The sequence below is a fragment of the Rhizobium sp. YAF28 genome (assembly GCF_052113285.1).
Lineage (GTDB): Bacteria > Pseudomonadota > Alphaproteobacteria > Rhizobiales > Rhizobiaceae > Rhizobium.
In genome coordinates, this window is record NZ_JBFRCX010000005.1 from 160,025 (window position 1) to 176,235 (window position 16,211).

At 60.5% G+C, this 16,211-nt stretch carries 15 protein-coding genes; 7 read left to right on the forward strand and 8 right to left on the reverse strand.

Going from position 1 to position 16,211, the window contains the following annotated elements:
* Window positions 1-26 precede the first annotated feature (26 nt).
* A complete protein-coding gene (locus AB4Z13_RS13170) occupies window positions 27-797 on the reverse strand; it encodes an SDR family oxidoreductase (RefSeq protein WP_442206112.1) in 771 nt (256 codons plus the stop codon).
* Window positions 798-901: 104 nt separating this feature from the next.
* Window positions 902-2,356, reverse strand: a complete 1,455-nt coding sequence (locus AB4Z13_RS13175) for a cobyric acid synthase (RefSeq protein WP_439015837.1) — start codon at window positions 2,354-2,356, stop codon at window positions 902-904.
* Between the two features lie 662 nt (window positions 2,357-3,018).
* Between AB4Z13_RS13175 and AB4Z13_RS13180 the strand changes: the two genes are divergently transcribed.
* Both AB4Z13_RS13180 and AB4Z13_RS13185 read left to right on the forward strand, forming a co-directional pair.
* Window positions 3,019-4,017, forward strand: coding sequence for a glycine betaine ABC transporter substrate-binding protein (locus tag AB4Z13_RS13180; protein ID WP_442206113.1), 999 nt, complete (start codon window positions 3,019-3,021; stop codon window positions 4,015-4,017).
* A 33-nt stretch (window positions 4,018-4,050) separates the two neighbouring features.
* Window positions 4,051-4,401 carry a hypothetical protein gene (locus AB4Z13_RS13185; protein ID WP_439015839.1) on the forward strand — a complete coding sequence of 117 codons (351 nt, stop codon included), beginning with the start codon at window positions 4,051-4,053 and terminating at the stop codon, window positions 4,399-4,401.
* A gap of 6 nt (window positions 4,402-4,407) precedes the next feature.
* Here AB4Z13_RS13185 and AB4Z13_RS13190 read toward each other — a convergent pair whose 3' ends face one another.
* From AB4Z13_RS13190 to AB4Z13_RS13205, 4 genes are all read right to left on the reverse strand, one after another.
* The gene (locus tag AB4Z13_RS13190) at window positions 4,408-4,563 is read right to left on the reverse strand and encodes an entericidin A/B family lipoprotein (RefSeq protein ID WP_113321818.1); all 156 of its coding nucleotides are present in this window, start codon (window positions 4,561-4,563) and stop codon (window positions 4,408-4,410) included.
* 190 nt (window positions 4,564-4,753) lie between these two features.
* Window positions 4,754-5,446, reverse strand: coding sequence for a molybdate ABC transporter substrate-binding protein (locus tag AB4Z13_RS13195; protein ID WP_439015840.1), 693 nt, complete (start codon window positions 5,444-5,446; stop codon window positions 4,754-4,756).
* Window positions 5,447-5,520: 74 nt separating this feature from the next.
* The gene (locus tag AB4Z13_RS13200) at window positions 5,521-6,420 is read right to left on the reverse strand and encodes a LysR family transcriptional regulator (protein ID WP_439015841.1); all 900 of its coding nucleotides are present in this window, start codon (window positions 6,418-6,420) and stop codon (window positions 5,521-5,523) included.
* Window positions 6,421-6,529: 109 nt separating this feature from the next.
* Entirely contained in the window at window positions 6,530-7,936 is a 1,407-nt protein-coding gene (locus tag AB4Z13_RS13205; protein ID WP_439015842.1) for a DUF882 domain-containing protein, read from the reverse strand.
* A 289-nt stretch (window positions 7,937-8,225) separates the two neighbouring features.
* Between AB4Z13_RS13205 and AB4Z13_RS13210 the strand changes: the two genes are divergently transcribed.
* The 5 genes from AB4Z13_RS13210 to AB4Z13_RS13230 all read left to right on the forward strand — a co-directional run bounded on the left by AB4Z13_RS13210 (window position 8,226) and on the right by AB4Z13_RS13230 (window position 13,585).
* Window positions 8,226-9,530: a hemolysin family protein gene (locus AB4Z13_RS13210; RefSeq protein WP_310387469.1), complete on the forward strand. Its 1,305-nt coding sequence runs from the start codon at window positions 8,226-8,228 to the stop codon at window positions 9,528-9,530.
* Window positions 9,531-9,655: 125 nt separating this feature from the next.
* Window positions 9,656-11,557 carry a potassium transporter Kup gene (locus tag AB4Z13_RS13215; RefSeq protein WP_439015843.1) on the forward strand — a complete coding sequence of 634 codons (1,902 nt, stop codon included), beginning with the start codon at window positions 9,656-9,658 and terminating at the stop codon, window positions 11,555-11,557.
* A 215-nt stretch (window positions 11,558-11,772) separates the two neighbouring features.
* Window positions 11,773-11,940 carry a hypothetical protein gene (locus AB4Z13_RS13220; protein ID WP_007817848.1) on the forward strand — a complete coding sequence of 56 codons (168 nt, stop codon included), beginning with the start codon at window positions 11,773-11,775 and terminating at the stop codon, window positions 11,938-11,940.
* A gap of 116 nt (window positions 11,941-12,056) precedes the next feature.
* Window positions 12,057-12,260: a hypothetical protein gene (locus tag AB4Z13_RS13225; protein ID WP_113323313.1), complete on the forward strand. Its 204-nt coding sequence runs from the start codon at window positions 12,057-12,059 to the stop codon at window positions 12,258-12,260.
* Window positions 12,261-12,562: 302 nt separating this feature from the next.
* Entirely contained in the window at window positions 12,563-13,585 is a 1,023-nt protein-coding gene (locus AB4Z13_RS13230) for a GlxA family transcriptional regulator (protein ID WP_113323369.1), read from the forward strand.
* Window positions 13,586-13,771: 186 nt separating this feature from the next.
* Here the strand turns inward: AB4Z13_RS13230 and AB4Z13_RS13235 are convergent, their stop codons facing one another.
* Together AB4Z13_RS13235 and AB4Z13_RS13240 are read right to left on the reverse strand one after the other, a co-directional pair.
* Window positions 13,772-15,103: a diguanylate cyclase gene (locus AB4Z13_RS13235; RefSeq protein WP_439015844.1), complete on the reverse strand. Its 1,332-nt coding sequence runs from the start codon at window positions 15,101-15,103 to the stop codon at window positions 13,772-13,774.
* Between the two features lie 201 nt (window positions 15,104-15,304).
* Window positions 15,305-16,135 (reverse strand): response regulator, encoded by an 831-nt coding sequence (locus AB4Z13_RS13240; RefSeq protein WP_113323315.1) that lies wholly within the window; start codon window positions 16,133-16,135, stop codon window positions 15,305-15,307.
* Between the last annotated feature and the right edge of the window lie 76 nt (window positions 16,136-16,211).

Consider the following 16,211-nt stretch of genomic DNA (forward strand, 5'->3'; position numbering starts at 1 on the left):
GCAGGAATGAAGGCGGGCATCTCCGCTCACATCCTTACCGTCATGCCGCCGTCGACGGTCAGTACGTGGCCGTTGACGAAGGAAGCGGCACCGCTTGCAAGAAACAGCGCCGCGCCGGCGATCTCGTCCGGGCGGCCCCAGCGTTGGACCGGGATGCGCTGGCGCACGAAGGGCATCAATTCCTCGTTTGCAGCCATCGCCGCATTCGTCTCGGTGGCGAACCAGCCGGGCGCAATCGCGTTGCTGGTGATGCCATGCGGCCCGAATTCGACCGCCATGGCGCGCATCAGGCCGGTCAGGCCCTGCTTGGCCGCCGGATAGACGCAGTCGCCGGGCATGACGACATGGCCGCTGATCGAGGTCACCGCGATCAGGCGGCCGTAATTGCGCCGCTTCATCAGCACGGTTGCGTCCCGCGAAAGCGTTATCGCCGCGGCCAGATCGGTGCGCAGCAACTCGATGATGGCATCGTCGTCGAATTCGGCCAGCGGCCGCCTGTCGCGGGCGCCGACATTGTTGATCAGGATATCGAGACGGCCATGGGTCCTTTCGATGTCGGCCATCAGCCCGCGCTGGGCCTCTCGGTCGGCGATGTCGAACGGGGCGGCCTGCGCCGTCTCGCCAGCGGCGCGGATGGCCCTTACGGCATCTTCCAGCGTCGCCGCTGTGCGCCCGGTGACGATGACGTGCGCACCGGCCTCGGCAAGTGCGCGTGCCATCTCGAAGCCCAGGCCACGGCCGCCGCCGGTCACGAGCGCCACCTGACCTGCCAGTGAAAATCTATCCAGTATGCTCATGATCTCTACCGCTCTCGACTGGGTGCGTTGCAGCGATAATTAATGGACTCAGTCAACTAATTTGGCAATAGCGGAGCCTCGTCGATGAACGCAGGCCATCCGGCCTAGTCAAGCAGTCCTGCAAGCCAGCGCGGGTCGAGATGTTTCTCCAGGTCGACTGCGACCTCATCGAGCGTCCGGTCGACGCTCTCGCGGTAGTTGCCGCCCTCGCCTGAGAGGCCAAAGCTTTGAAGCAGCCGGGCGCGGTAGGCGTCGCTGCCGAAGAGGCCGTGCAGATAGGTGCCCATGATCCGGCCGTCGGCCGAAACCGCACCGTCGGCCAATCCATCCACGATCGCCGCCGGCCGTTCGCAATCAGCCCCTTGCGTGACGCCGAGGTGGATCTGATAGCCTGACAGCGGCACGTCATATTCCGCCGAATGGGCAGAGCTGTTGCGCACTGTCTTCTCCGGCGCCATCTCCGTCTCGACATCGAGCAGGCCAAGCCCTTCGATCTCTGTCGTCGTGCCCTCGATGCCGAGCGGATCATGCACCTTGCGGCCGAGCATCTGGTAGCCGCCGCAAATGCCGATCACCCGGCCGCCACGGCGCACATGGGCGGCAATGTCGCGGTCCCATCCCTGCGCCCTGAGATCGGCGAGATCCGATATGGTCGATTTCGAGCCGGGCAGGATGATCAGCGCTGCATCGGCTGGCAGCCGCTCGCCAGCGCGCACGAAGACGAGCTCAACGCCAAGCTCGGCCCGCAGCGGATCGAGATCGTCAAAATTGGCAATGCGCGGCAGCACCGGCACGGCGATCTTCAGCGCCCCCCGCTCGCCCTTCACCAGCCGCTCCAGCACGACGGAATCCTCGGCGGGCAGCCGCCCGGCCGCCTTAAGCCAGGGCACGACGCCGAAGCAGGGCCAGCCGGTGAAACCTTCGATGGCGCGGATACCGTCGTCGAACAGGCTTACATCGCCGCGGAACTTGTTGATGATGTAACCCGAGATCATCTTGCGATCTTCCTCGCTGAGGATCGCGTGCGTGCCGACCAGCGAGGCGATCACCCCGCCACGATCGATATCGCCGACGAGAACGACAGGGACGTTCGCCCGCGTCGCAAAGCCCATATTGGCGATATCGCCGGCCCTGAGATTGATTTCGGCGGGTGACCCTGCCCCCTCGACGATGACGAGGTCGGCACCCTCGGACACCTTGGCGAAACTCTCCAGCACGGAAGAGAGCAGCTGCGGCTTCAGCCGTTGATAGTCGCGCCCCTTCGCCTGCCCGAACACCCTGCCCTGCACGATGATCTGGCTGCCGTTTTCCGACTGCGGCTTGAGCAGCACCGGGTTCATATGCACCGATGACGGTGTGCGTGCTGCGAGCGACTGCAGCCATTGCGCCCGGCCGATCTCGCCGCCGTCGTCGGAAACCGCCGCATTGTTCGACATATTCTGCGGCTTGAACGGCCGCACCGTCAGGCCGCGATTGGCCGCCAGCCGGCAGAGCCCCGCCACCAGCACCGTCTTGCCGACATCCGAGCCGGTTCCCTGCAGCATGATGGCTCTGGTCATTGGCGCCTATCCGTGAAGTATTTCCGGCAGGCCTACAATGCGCGCGGATATCAGGTCAACAGAGGGCCAGAAATGCGAAAACCGCGATCGGGCCATAAGCCCTACGCGGTTTGCCGTAAAAACGCAGGCGTCTTCATCATTACGCAATGAAGCTCGCTTTTTCCGGGACGCAGTACCTGATCCGGAAAAGCAGCGGATGTCCCCCGCCGCGTCACAACAGATAACGGCACATTCTTACCGGATGGTTAGTGAAGACCCAACCGGAGACAAAATTCGACTTTTTTTGAACTTTTCCGACTTTCTCTCACTTGGAACCGCTTTCACCCCTCGCCGCGAGCGTGCATTTCCACCAATCGCACCCCGGGCCGCAGTTTCATGAAACTACCGGCATAAATTCTTCGAATTCAATAATTTAGTTACAAATACAACACGGAAAAGAGAGTTGATTTCCTGCAGCAAATCCGTAGGTTTGCTCATATTAAGCCATCGATAGAAATGGCCAGCGACGAGCCGCCGGAAGACCAGACGAACGGCGCCGCACATAGGAAAAGCCGCGTGGAGCCATATTCCGGCCGTGGGCACCTGAAGCGGCGGGGAGATTTGTCGGCTAATTGCCTCGGTGCATGCGCGTTCGATCACATAAAAATTTCGGGGAACGTATAATGAAGACATTTTTCACGCCATTCATCCTTGCGGTCTGCTTTTATGCCGGAATAGCGGAGGCGCAAGCTGCCGGATGCGGCAAGGTCTCGATCGCCGAGATGAGATGGGGCTCCGCCGCCATTGCCGCGAGCTTCGATAAATTCATCCTGGAAAAGGGCTACGGCTGCTCCGTCACCATCGTGGATGGCGATACGCTGCCGACTTTCGCCTCCATGAATGGCAGCGGCACGCCCGATATCGCCTCGGAATTCTGGGTGAAGGCGGTCAAGCCGCAGCTCGATGCCGCCATCAGCGCCGGGCGTCTGGTCAAGGGCGCCGAAATTCTTGCGGATGGAGCGGTCGAAGGCTGGTACATTCCGAAATTCATCGCCGACGCAAACCCGGATATTCGTTCCGTGCAGGATGCGCTGAAGCATCCGGAACTCTTTCCCGATACCTACGATCCCTCGCGCGCCGCAGTCTATAATTGCCCGGAAGCCTGGGCCTGCGAGATCTCGACCAGCAATCTCTTCAGAGCGCTCGATGCCGACAAGCTCGGCTTTGCGCTGGTCGACAGCCGGACACCCAAGGATTTCGACGGTTCGATTGCCCGCGCCTTTGAAAACAAGGTCGGCTGGCTCGGTTATTACTGGGCGCCGACATCAGTCATCGGCAAATACGACATGAAACAGCTGGGCTTCGGTGTGCCGCACGACGAGGCCGAATGGAACGCCTGCACCTCGGTGCCCCGTTGCGCCAATCCCAAGGTGAACGCCTATCCGGTGTCGCAGGCCTTCACGCTGATGACCAGGGCTTTCGCTGATCGCGCCGGCCCGGTCATGAACTATCTGAACGCCCGCAGCTGGGACAACGAGACCATCAGCCAGGTGCTGGCCTGGCAGGATGAAAATGGCGAGGACAACGAGAATGCAGCCCTCTATTTCCTGCAGAATTATGAGGAGCTCTGGAGCCGCTGGGTTCCGGCCGATGTAGCCGAGAAGGTCAAGGCCAGTCTATAAGCCTTGCTGACAACAAGGACTGGACGATTCGTTATGACTGGCACGGTGCCCTTCCCCGATCGCGATACCGTCGCGGAAAAACTCGCGGCGCTCTCGGAAACCGACAAATCCTACCTGTCACTGCTCATGGAAAATCCGGCGCAGGACGATAACCTGCTCGCGGGTCTCTATCGGCATCTCGACATCGCCTCCTCCGCGCGCCTTCTCAACTCGCTGAAGCTTGAAACCCTCGGCAAATGGATCGGCGAAGCTGCACCCGACCGGCTGCAGATCAGGCTCATGGAAGCGGCGCGCTCCAGCCAGCACCCGGCCTATGCCGCATTCCGGACCGGGCTGACCCGATCCGGCGGCCTCGAAAAAGCCTATCCGACTTCAAAAATCTGAAAGTAATTATCTCTTCGCTGCGCGATCGACACTGCGGCCGGCATCCTGCGTGGCATTGACGGCATTTGCCGTATCCCTGCCCACGCCACGGATCGTGTTGGCGCAAGAAGAAAGCGTAAGAAGGATCATCAAGGCGGATGCGATTTTACCCGTGGTCGTCATGTGCGAAATCCTTTTGTGAAATCAACCCCGAACGGCTGAAGCCGTCCGGGCGGGATAACGCATTCGTGAGCGAAAAGTTCACCGGCTAAGAGCCTTTCTCCGGAGAAGGCCAACATCTTCGAGATCGTCAAACGCGATTCAGCAACCAGGGACGATAGCCCGCGCCGATCGCTGCCCATCAAGCACATATTCAGCTGCGCTCGACGCCCTTTGCCGCCAGGATATCGTCAATGGCTGCCGACATCAGAAACGCTGACAGCTGCCTGGCAGCGTCTGCACTCGTTGAATTGGCGCTGATGCCAATGGAAAAGTCGATGTAGCTTTGGAGTTCTGCCGGAAACTTGCCGACGAGCATGACCTCGGGAGCGGCGGCGAGGATAGACGTCACGGGAACGACACCCATCTCGGCCTCCCCGCGGCCGACAGATGCCGCCGTCTGGCCTCCTGCTACCGGCACCAGCTTGGGCTTCACCTCTTCGGCTATTCCCAAGCGCTCCAGCAAACCGGAGAAGTAGCCACCGCTGGTTCCGTCACTGGCATAGGCGATTGATCCGGCGTTCTTCAAGGCGTGTTTGAATGCTTCCACGGAGCCAATGTCGAGCGGTCGGCTGCCTTCTTTTGCCGCCACTCCCATTGCTATCCGACCGAAAGCGACCTGGCTCCCCGCCTTGACCTTCCCCAGGGCGGTGAGTTCCTCAATCAGATCAGGATTGGTGATGACGAGATCGAAAGGTTCCCCGGCTTCAATCTGCTTCCTTACGGTCGGATTGAGCTCCCACCTGACCGCGACCTTGCATCCTGAGATCGTTTCGAACCGGGAGATGACGGCAAGGACGGCAGGTCGGACCGCAACAGCGCCAAAAAGCCGGACTTGCTGATCCATGGCCTGACCGTCCTTGTAAGGTGGTATCTAAGCATTCCGCGTCTACGCGATCATTCCATATCGCTCTGTGCCAATCAGGCAGCCGCCGCTTTCGATCTTTCGGCGAAGGATGCGCGAATGCTGTCGGCCACCGTCTCGATCGGCCCTGTCATCTGCGATGCAGTCAAAAGCTGGATGTCGAAAGACCCCAGTTCCGGCAGCCCTTCCTGGATGCCGAGGATAGCCATATCCTCGCTGACATAGGAGAGCGGCAGCGGCGCGATGGCGAGATCGGAGACCACGGCGGCGCGCTGCGCCATCGTGTGGGCGCTGAGATAGGCGACGCGATAGGGCCGCTTGTTGCGCTCGAGCTGGGTGATCGCCTCCTGCCGCCAGATGCAGCCGTCTTCCCAGATGGAGATCGGCAGCGGATCGCGCCGGTGCGCCGAGCCGCATTTGGCTCCCGCCCAGACGAGGCGCTCGCGATAGACGACCTCACCATTGGTCGGGAAAGGCCGCGTGGCGCAGTTGATGAGCGCAAGATCGAGGCGCTGTTCCTCCATCCGCTTCTTCAGGCCGATGCTCATGTCGATCGTCACATCGACCATGATGCCTGGATAGATCTGCGCAAAGCTCTTCAGGATCTGCGGCAGCAGCCGCTCGCCGATATCCTCGGGCGCGCCGAGCCGCACCACGCCGCTGAGCTCGGGCATGATGAAGCGCGACACCGCCTCGTTGGAGAGCGCCAGGATGTTGCGCGCGTAAGACAGCAGCATTTCACCATGCTGCGTCAGCGTCACCGAGCGCGCATCGCGGCGAAACAGCGTCACGCCAAGCTGCTCTTCGAGCTTCTTGATCTGCATGGAAACGGCCGACGGCGTGCGGAACACGGTTTCGGCCGCAGTCGAAAAATTACCGGTCTCTGCAATGGCCACGAAGGTGCGCAGCACGTCATTGTCGAGCAGAGGAATGGGACGGCGAAACGGGATTGTCATCGTCACATCTTTCAATTTTTCTGAATGACCAAGGATTATCATTCCATTTGATTGAAAGTCAATCTGCGCCCTATTTTTGCAGGGCAACCGCCATCGAGCCTATTTGAGTTCAGCCCTCGGTACCGAAACGGCTGGTCTTGAAGCTGGTTCCAGCCGCACCTGAAGCAACCGCCCGGCCCTCGCCGACACCCTTCGGATAGGTGTTGCCGATCATGGCAGGCGCCGTGAGTTCAACTGACGTTTCCGGTGATCGCACTGCCCAGGCAATCAGCGCTCGTGCGGACATTTCTCCGACGCCACCCGAGACATGCTCCGACGCGGAGACCGGCAACACCGCGATCTGCTCGGCCGTCGGTGCGGGATGGGTCAGCCGGTCGGCGATACCTGACGTATTGGCAGGCTTGCGACCGACGACGAACCGCGTGAAATCGGCCGGGGCCGGCTGGACGGATGCCAACACCGGCGCAACCGCCGGCACAGGTGCGGGCGTCTCGCTTTCCACGGCCTCGATTTCAACAGGCCGCAGCATCGGCAGCGGAACGGTCAGTGAGGCAAGATCGGCAAAGGCCCGGTCGGCGACCGCCTTGTCCTCCGGCTTGGCAAGCTGCGGCGCCAGTCCGATCTCGGCCCGCCTCTGCGGCGTCGGCAGCATGGCGGTGACAAGGCTTCCGGTCACGACGGGATCAGGTGCCTTCACGGGTGCTGCTGCGCGTGCCGTCAGCAGGGCCGATGCCGCTGCCTTTGGCGCTACAGGCGTATCGTCATCCTCATCTTCACCTGCGGCAATCTCGATCGGTGCCGAGCGGATACCCTTCTTGCGCTCGGCAAGCGCCACCTGATAGCCCGGCAGCGGTCGTCCGTCCGCCGGCAGGTGGATCGTGCGTCCGTCAGGGAAAAGCCGCGCCAGCTCCTGGCGCGACATGCGCGGCCAGGCGCGCACATTGCCGACGTCGAGATGCACGAAGGGCGAACCCGATGTCGGGTAATAACCGACGCCGCCGACCTGCATCTGCATGGCAAGCGCGCGCAGCGTCGCAAGCTTGACACCGGGAATGTAGAAATCCATCGCCTTGCCGAGCATGTGCTGGCTGCGCTTGGCGACACCGGTATTGCGCGATCGGTTGCGCAGCATGTTGTTGGTCGCCGGCGAGCGATAGGCCGAAACGACGTGGATCGCCTCCTTCGCCCCGCTCTTGCGATAGACTTCCCAGACGAGGTCGAGCAGCCGCGGGTCCATCCTGGCCGGCTCGTTGCGCCGCCAGTCGCGCAGGAAGCGGTTGATCTGGTTGAGGCCGCGCTGGTCGAACTTGCCGTTGCGCTTGAAGACGATCGTCGCCCGCTCGCCGGTATGCGTGAAGTAGAGTTTCAGCGCCCTGTCCTCGGCCGCCGCCTCGCCCGATCCGGCCATGACAGCAAAAACGAAGGCCGCGGCGATCGCCATGCGATGAGCGACGACAGACAAAAACCACGCAGACGCGGTCGTCGGAATGGCGGCGATGGCTTGATGAAGGGACACAGACTTCGTCCTTGGTGCGAAACACGAAAACATCACAGGCACCGCACACGTGGGCGGCGTTAAGCCTTCATTATGGTCAATAGATCCTTAAGAGGGGGTTTATGAGCTGCGGACTATATGAGACGCCGTTTCAAGGAGATGCCGTCTTGCGGCTCTCCAGTTGCGGTGGCTGCGAGAAGTCCCGCCATAATTATCTTGGCAAGCGCCATGATCTTTGACGGGAACCCTCGCAAAGCGAGGCGAGATCGCATAGTTTCGACGGATCATTGTCATCGAAACAGGCCAAAGTTTGTATACCGAAATAGCCATCGTCGTCCTCCTCACCATTCTCAACGGCGTCCTGGCGATGTCGGAGCTCGCAATCGTCTCCGCCCGCCCGGCACGCCTCAGGGTTATGGCTGATCAGGGAAGCAGAGGAGCGCGACTGGCTCTGCGGCTCGCGGAGAATCCCGGCCGTTTCCTGTCGACGGTTCAGATCGGCATCACCCTCGTCGGCGTACTATCAGGTGCCTTCTCGGGCGCGACGCTCGGCGCGCGATTCTCCACCTGGCTGCTGGCGCAGGGGCTTCCCGATGCCTGGGCGGACGGGCTTGGCGTCGGTACGGTCGTCGTAGCGATCACCTATCTCTCCCTCATCATCGGCGAACTGGTGCCCAAGCAGATGGCCCTTCGCGCGCCGGAAGCCGTCGCCGCCAGGGTCGCTCCGACCATGACCTACCTGTCGAAGGCGGCTCTGCCGCTCGTCTGGCTGCTCGACGGCTCGGGCAAACTCGTTCTCGCCCTGCTCGGCCAGTCCGGAAAGAACGCCGATGGCGTCACCGACGAGGAGATCAAGACGGTTCTCGCCGAAGCCCAGAGCGCTGGCGTAATCGAAATAGGCGAGTCCGCCATGATCACCGGCGTCATGCGTCTTGCAGACAGAACGGCACGTGCGCTCATGACGCCGCGGCGCGACGTCGAGCTGGTCGATATCGAAGATACCGCCGAGGAGATCCGCAAGACCATCCAGACGACCTCGCGAACGCGACTGCCGGCCCGCAAGGGCAGCTCCGACGAGGTTCTCGGCGTTCTGGCCGTCAAGGATTACTACGACGCCCTTGAAGCCAACCGGACGGTCGACATCATGACGCTGGTACACGATGTTCCGATCATCTCGGACCTCGCTCCCGCTTCCTCGGTGATCGAATCCATCCGCAAGTCCTCGCAGCATATGGTTCTGGTTTTTGACGAATACGGCCACTTCGAGGGTGTGATCACGTCAGGCGACATCCTCGAATCGATCATGGGTGTTTTCGGCGATGCGGCCTCCGGCGAAGAACCGGCGATCAAGCGACGCGAGGATGGCTCCTACCTGGTTTCCGGATGGACACCGATCGACGAGTTTTCGGAATTCATGAACTTCCCCGTTGATGAAGACGTCGAATATCAGACCGTCGCCGGTCTCGTTCTGGAAGAACTGAAGCATCTGCCCGAGCTTGGGGAGACCTTCATCAAGAACGACTGGAAATTCGAGGTGATCGACCTCGACGGGCGGCGCGTCGACAAGCTCCTCGTCAGCGCGCTGACGAAGGACGAGGCACGGGCGGAGAACTGATCGGTACGACGGAGCCGGGATGCAAGCGGCCTGACGGCCCTTGCGCCCTCTGCTCGCTGCCAGACGTGCTATTCTCAGGCTTGCGCCCTATATCCTTCATTCCAAACGACAATCAGGGAATGTCCATGTCCGCCACCACCCACGACGCAGACCGGTCTCATGCAGGCCAGCAAAAGTTTGCGGCTCTCCTGCTCGGGGCGGTCGGAGTGGTCTATGGCGATATCGGAACGAGCCCACTCTATGCCTTCCGCGAAGCGCTTCGGCCCTTCACCCATGACGGCGTCACTCCAAACGAGGTCATCGGGCTGATCTCGTTGATGATCTGGACGCTGACGATCATCGTCACGTTCAAATACGTGCTGTTTCTGCTTAGGGCGGACAATGAGGGCGAAGGCGGCACCCTTTCCCTGCTGGCCCTTCTCATGAAGAAGACCAGCCGGCACGCGACCATCTTCTTCTTCGCAGGCATTATCGGCGCCGCACTCTTCATCGGTGACGCGATGATCACGCCTGCCTTGTCGGTATTGTCGGCGCTCGAAGGTCTGAAGCTCGTGACACCGGTCTTCACCCCCTACATCCTGCCGATCGCCATCGCGATCATGCTGCTCCTGTTTTTCGTCCAGTCAGTCGGCACCGCATCCGTGTCAAAGCTTTTCGGTCCGATAACGCTGCTGTGGTTTCTCGTGATGGGCCTTGGCGGACTCGCCCACATCGCCGACGATCCGGCGATCTTCGAAGCGCTCAATCCGCTCTACGCCTTCGACTTCATCACCCATGCAGGCCTCATTGGCCTCGTGGTCCTCGGCGCCGTCTTCCTGACCGTGACGGGCGCGGAAGCGCTCTATGCCGACCTCGGCCATTTTGGCAGGAAGCCGATCCAGGTCGCCTGGTTCGCAGTGGTCTTCCCGTCGCTCCTCCTGAACTATCTCGGCCAGGGCGCGCTTGTGCTTGCCAACCCGCAGGCTGCGTCTGATCCGTTCTTCCTGATGTTTCCGGAATGGGCGATCCTTCCGGTGGTCATCCTTGCCACCGCAGCCACCATCATCGCCAGCCAGGCGGTCATTACCGGGGCGTTCTCTCTCGCCCGTCAGGCGATCCATCTCGGATTCCTTCCTCGGCTGGAGATCTGCTTCACCTCCGCCTCCAACACCGGCCAGATCTATGTCCCGGCCGTCAACATGGCGCTTCTCATTGGTGTGCTTGCCCTGATCTTCGCATTCGGCTCCTCCGAGGCCCTCGCCACCGCCTATGGAATTTCGGTCACCGGTGCGATGGTCGTCACCACCATCCTGTCCTTCCAGTTTCTCCGCGTCGTCTGGGGATGGAACGTGCTCATGGCATTGGCGGCACTCCTGCCGCTCCTCGTGCTTGAAAGCATCTTCCTGGGCGCCAACCTCCTGAAGATCCACGACGGCGGCTACGTCCCGATCCTGATCGCCGGCGCGCTGATGGTTATGATGTGGACCTGGAAGAAGGGAACGCTGCTTGTGCGCCAGAAGTCCGCCAGCAACGACATACCCCTGATGCAGTTTCTGGCGTCGATCGAACGGAAGTCGGATCACGCTCCCGCCCAGGTCCCGGGCACCGCGATCTTCCTGACCAGCCTTCCCGATATGACGCCCGGCGTGCTGCTGCACAATCTGAAGCACAATCGCATTCTTCACGCCCGCAACGTCATCCTCAATGTGAAGACCGCTCCGCGCCCCTATGTGCCGGAAACGGATCGGGTGACGATCGAAAGGCTGTCGGAGCGCTTCATCAAGATCCAGCTCCTGTTCGGCTTCATGGAGGATCAGGACGTCTCCAAGGCCCTGCCGCTCTGCCGCAAGGCGGGCTTCGACTTCGAGATCATGTCGACCTCGTTCTACGTCGGCAGGCGCAAGCTCGTCGGCGATCCGAATACCGGCCTTCCGGCTTGGCAGGACCGCCTCTTCATCGCCATGGCCGGCTTCGCCATCGACCCTTCGGACTATTTCCAGCTCCCTAGCAACCGTGTTGTGGAGCTCGGAGAGCAGATGGTCATCTAACCGCTTCTGCGTGGATCGTCCACACCCGTCCACCCGTTTATATGTCGCCCGACAGGCACGAAGCGCTGCCGAAGGCAGCCCGTCACAGCCATTCTACGCGCGCCTCATCTTTCAATTTCTCTGAACCTAAGACCCAGTTCATTTCATTTGTTTGAACCAGCCTCAGCACCTATATTTTAGTTGTGACGATGAGGCTGAAGAAAAGGAGGCCGATCATGTCGCAGACATTAGGCTTCAACATCCTCCAGGCTTTCTTCGCGTTTCGCGCGCGCATGTTTCGGGTGGCGGTACGCGAACGGATCAGGCAGGAAATGAAGCATTATCCGCCGCATCTTGCGGCCGATATCTGCGCCCTGCCCGCCCTGGACGAGCAGCAGCGATAGTTCAAAATCGCTTATGGTACCCATGAAATCTATTCGTTTGAATGATGAGTGCCGCAAGCGCATATTTCACTTCAAGGATACGGCAATCCCGTATCTCGCAAGGAAAGGAAACGGCAATGACCTCTATGACCTACAGAGATGGCGGCAAGGGCCTGTCGTCCTATAGCAGACATTCCTCGCTCGGTTCCTATGCCGACAAGCTCGTGCGCGCATGGCGCCGGTGGCAGACGGAACGTCAGATCGAATCCATGCCTCTCGACATCCGCAAGGATATCGGCTGGCCGAGCGCCGATGAGACCGGCAAGGACAGAGCTCACTAAACATAGGGCTCATGAATGCAATACCATGCAATGAATGCGACATACCTCCCAAGCTAAAGGCGGTGCCTGTCCCAAGCAGCACCGCCTTTTTCATATCCTCCGCCTGCCCTTTCCCCGGTGAATTTCGCAGGACTATGCCCCCGCAGCGACGCCTTTTGCATCGCTCGCGCCGCAAATCACCGATCATGTCGCAGATTTGCTCTTCCTAGCCGCATTTATCCATGCCAGTGTCGCTTTTGGAACATCGGAACGACGCATTCCACGCGACCAATATGCAGTCGCCCTCGAGCATGGATTTTCCAATGAACAAGATGCAGCTCAAGAAACGTTCCGTAGTCTTCTTCATGGTTCCGCAATTCACCATGCTGCCCTTTGCGGCGGCGGTGGATACTCTGCGGATCGCAAACCGCATGCTCGGCTATCCGGCCTATACGTGGCGCCTGAGCTCGGTCGACGGCGAGAAAGTCTATTCCTCCTGCGGCATCGGCGTGGAGGCCAATTCGTCGCTCGCTGAAGAGCGCCGCCATCTCGGTGGCGAAAACCGGCCGGGCATGCTGCTCGTCTGTTCGGGCATCGATGTTGAGACCTTCAACAACAAATCCGTCAATGCCTGGCTGCGCGAATCCTATAATCGCGGCGTCGCCGTCGGTTCGCTCTGTACGGGCGCGCATGTGCTTGCCCAGGCAGGTCTCCTGAACGGCAAGCGCTGCGCGATCCACTGGGAAAACCTGCCGGGCTTCTCCGAGGCCTTCCCGCAGGCCGAGGTCTATGCCGACCTCTACGAGATCGACAACAACCTCTACACTTGCGCCGGCGGCACGGCCTCGCTCGACATGATGCTGAACCTCGTCGGCGAGGATTTCGGCGAAAGCCTTGTCAACCGCATCTGCGAGCAGCACCTGACCGACCGCGTGCGCAACCCGCATGACCGCCAGCGCCTGCCGCTGCGCGCCCGCCTCGGCGTCCAGAACGCCAAGGTGCTGTCGATCATCGAACTGATGGAAGGCAATCTCGCCGAGCCGCTATCGCTGCTCGAAATCGCCGAGGGTGCCGGCCTGTCGCGCCGCCAGATCGAACGCCTGTTCCGCCAGGAAATGGGCCGGTCGCCAGCCCGCTACTATCTTGAAATCCGTCTCGACCGCGCTCGTCACCTGCTGGTGCAGTCTTCTATGCCGGTCGTCGAAGTCGCCGTCGCCTGCGGCTTCGTCTCCGCCTCGCACTTCTCCAAGTGTTATCGCGAACTCTATCAGCGCTCACCGCAGCAGGAGCGCGCCGATCGCAAGATGACCATGGCCACCGCCCGCCAGCAGGCGGTTGCGGCTTGAGGCAGTGACGGCAGGATGACGAAACATGAAAGGCGGCTCGGTGGCCGCCTTTTTGATTTGCGAGGGCACCACCCTCTCCTTCGTCATGCTCGGGCCTGTCCCGAGCATCTGCTGCCGTCTCGTCTTTTGGAACGTAGCGGATGTCAGAGACAAGCCCGAGGATGACGGCGAGTGGAATTGCGCCCCTTACTGCGCCGCCTCTTCCGTCATCTTGGCATCGGAATAGACAAGGTTTCGCCCCTTGTGTTTGGCCATGTAAAGAAACTGGTCTGCCGCGTTCAGATAGTTCTCGAAGGTCTCGTAGCCGGCGATCTCGGCAACACCAATCGAGACCGTCACCGACAGTTCCTCATCGTCGGCCGTCACCTTGAGGCGGGAAATATCCGAGCGGATCTCATCGCAGAGCTTGGTAGCGGCCAGCGAATCCATCTGCGGGAAGAGAATGGCGAATTCCTCGCCGCCGAGGCGCGAGAGGAGATTGTCGCTACCTTCGAAGATCGTCTGCAGCCTGTCCGCGACAGCCTTCAGCACCTTGTCGCCGATCTCATGACCATAGGTGTCGTTGAGGCGCTTGAAATGATCAATATCGAGAATGGCGACCGCGGTCGACATTTTGAGCCGCAGGCATTCGTTCACCAGCTTCGGGCCGTTGTCGTAGAAATAGCGCCTGTTATAGAGGCCCGTCAGGTAATCGCAGGCCGCCGCTGCGCGCAGCTGCTTCATCTGCGTCAGCGTCTCGACATTGTTGGCGATGCGGCATTGCAGCTCTTCGGCCACGAACGGCCGGTAGACGAAATCGCTGGCACCGGCCTTCAGGAAGCTGGCCGACAGCATGCGGTCGTTCGACGAGGAAACACCGATGACGCGCAGCTTGTCCGAGCCGAACCGGTGGCGGATGCGCCGCGTCAGCTCATAGCCGCTCATATCGGGCATGTGATGGTCTGTGACGACGAGTTCGATATCGCTGTAGGCCTCAAGTGCCGCAATCGCCTCAAACCCGGAACTGGCTTCGACGACCATATATTGCTGGGCTTTCAGGAGATCGACCAGTACCTGGCGCGCAGATGAAACGTCGTCGACGACGAGCACCCGCGTCTTCCGGTTCATGATCGCACGGCGCACGGTCGCGACCAGATTGTCGAGCGCGAATTCGTTATCCTTCAGCACATAGTCTATAACATTGCGCTCGAGGATGCGGGCGCGCGTATTGAGATCGAAGGTCGCGGTAAAGACGATGGCCGGAATATTGTGCTCGATCGTGCAGTCGAGCGCCTCGCCATAGGGCGAATCCGGCAGGTTCAGGTCAACGACGGCCATGCTGCAGCCGTGGTCGTCCTGCGAGAGCGCTTCGCGCAACGCCTTCAGCGAGGAGCAGCAGACAACGCTGAGGTTGAGCTCGGTCTGGAACCGATGGCGGAGCACGGCGGAAAACATTCGAGAATCCTCAACCAGAAGTATGCGGATTCCTCCAAACCGAGGACCTGCATTCTCCCGCTGAAAATCCCCCTGGAATGTCACAGCTGCCTACCCCTCCACACGCCCAAGGGGGTCGACTCGCCCCCTCTTGCCGTGCCGGACGATAGCCGAGGCCTCCCCTCCAGTGAAGAGGCAAATGACGGCAGCAACACCTGCGATTGCAGAAATATGAGCTTCCGTCATGTCTTTCAGGTGTGGGCCGATCACGGAGCCGCTTCCCTGCACCCGATCTTTGCGGCAGGGTCAGGCAACAGCCCGTTCCTTGCGCATGGACTGGATCTGCAGGAGCGTATCCAGGTTCTGGTTGACGCGGCAGTAGAACTCTTCGTCGATGAACGGGCGCAGCATGAAGTCGTTGCCGCCGGCCTTCAGGAACCGCGCTGAAAGCAGGCGGTTGGAAGAGGAGGAAACGCCGATGATGCGCAGCTGGTGCGAGCCGATCGACGCGCGGATGCGGCGGGTCAGCTCGAAGCCGTCAATATCGGGCATGTTATAGTCGGTGACCATCAGGCCGATATCGCGGTTGGCCTTGAGGATTTCGAGCGCCTTGGCGCCGCTCTCGGCGGTGCTGACGCGGAAATTATAGCGCTTCAGGCGGCTGGAAAGCAGCGCGCGGGCCGTGGCGCTATCATCGACGATCAGCACGTGATGGCGGTGATTGGTCAGGAAGCGGCAGATCGATTCCGCCAGCAGGTCGACGGCAAAGATATTGTCCTTGAGGATATAGTCGACGATATCCTTGGCGAGCAGCTTGTCGCGCATGCCTTCCTGGAAGGTGCCGGTAAAGACGATCGTGGGGATCGACAGATCGACCAGATATTCCAGCGCCTCGCCGTTTTCGGCGCCCGGCAGGTTGATGTTGGAGATCGCGAGCGTAATCGGATCAGAAGACTTGTCGTAGGAAAGCTGCAGCTCTTCGAAGCTGCGGCAGATCTCGACATCGATATCGAAGAGCTCCTTCAGGCGCTTTCCGATCATCGAAGTGAAGACGTTGGAATCTTCAGCGAGGATAATACGCGCGCCGGCAAACATTTCTCCGGAATATTGCATCCCCGAAATACCTAGAAACGCCATGGCAAACCTTTAAAGTGGAAATTCTGTCCCCGAACGAAACGGTTACATGAATTCATTTGAATAATTATTAATCGGC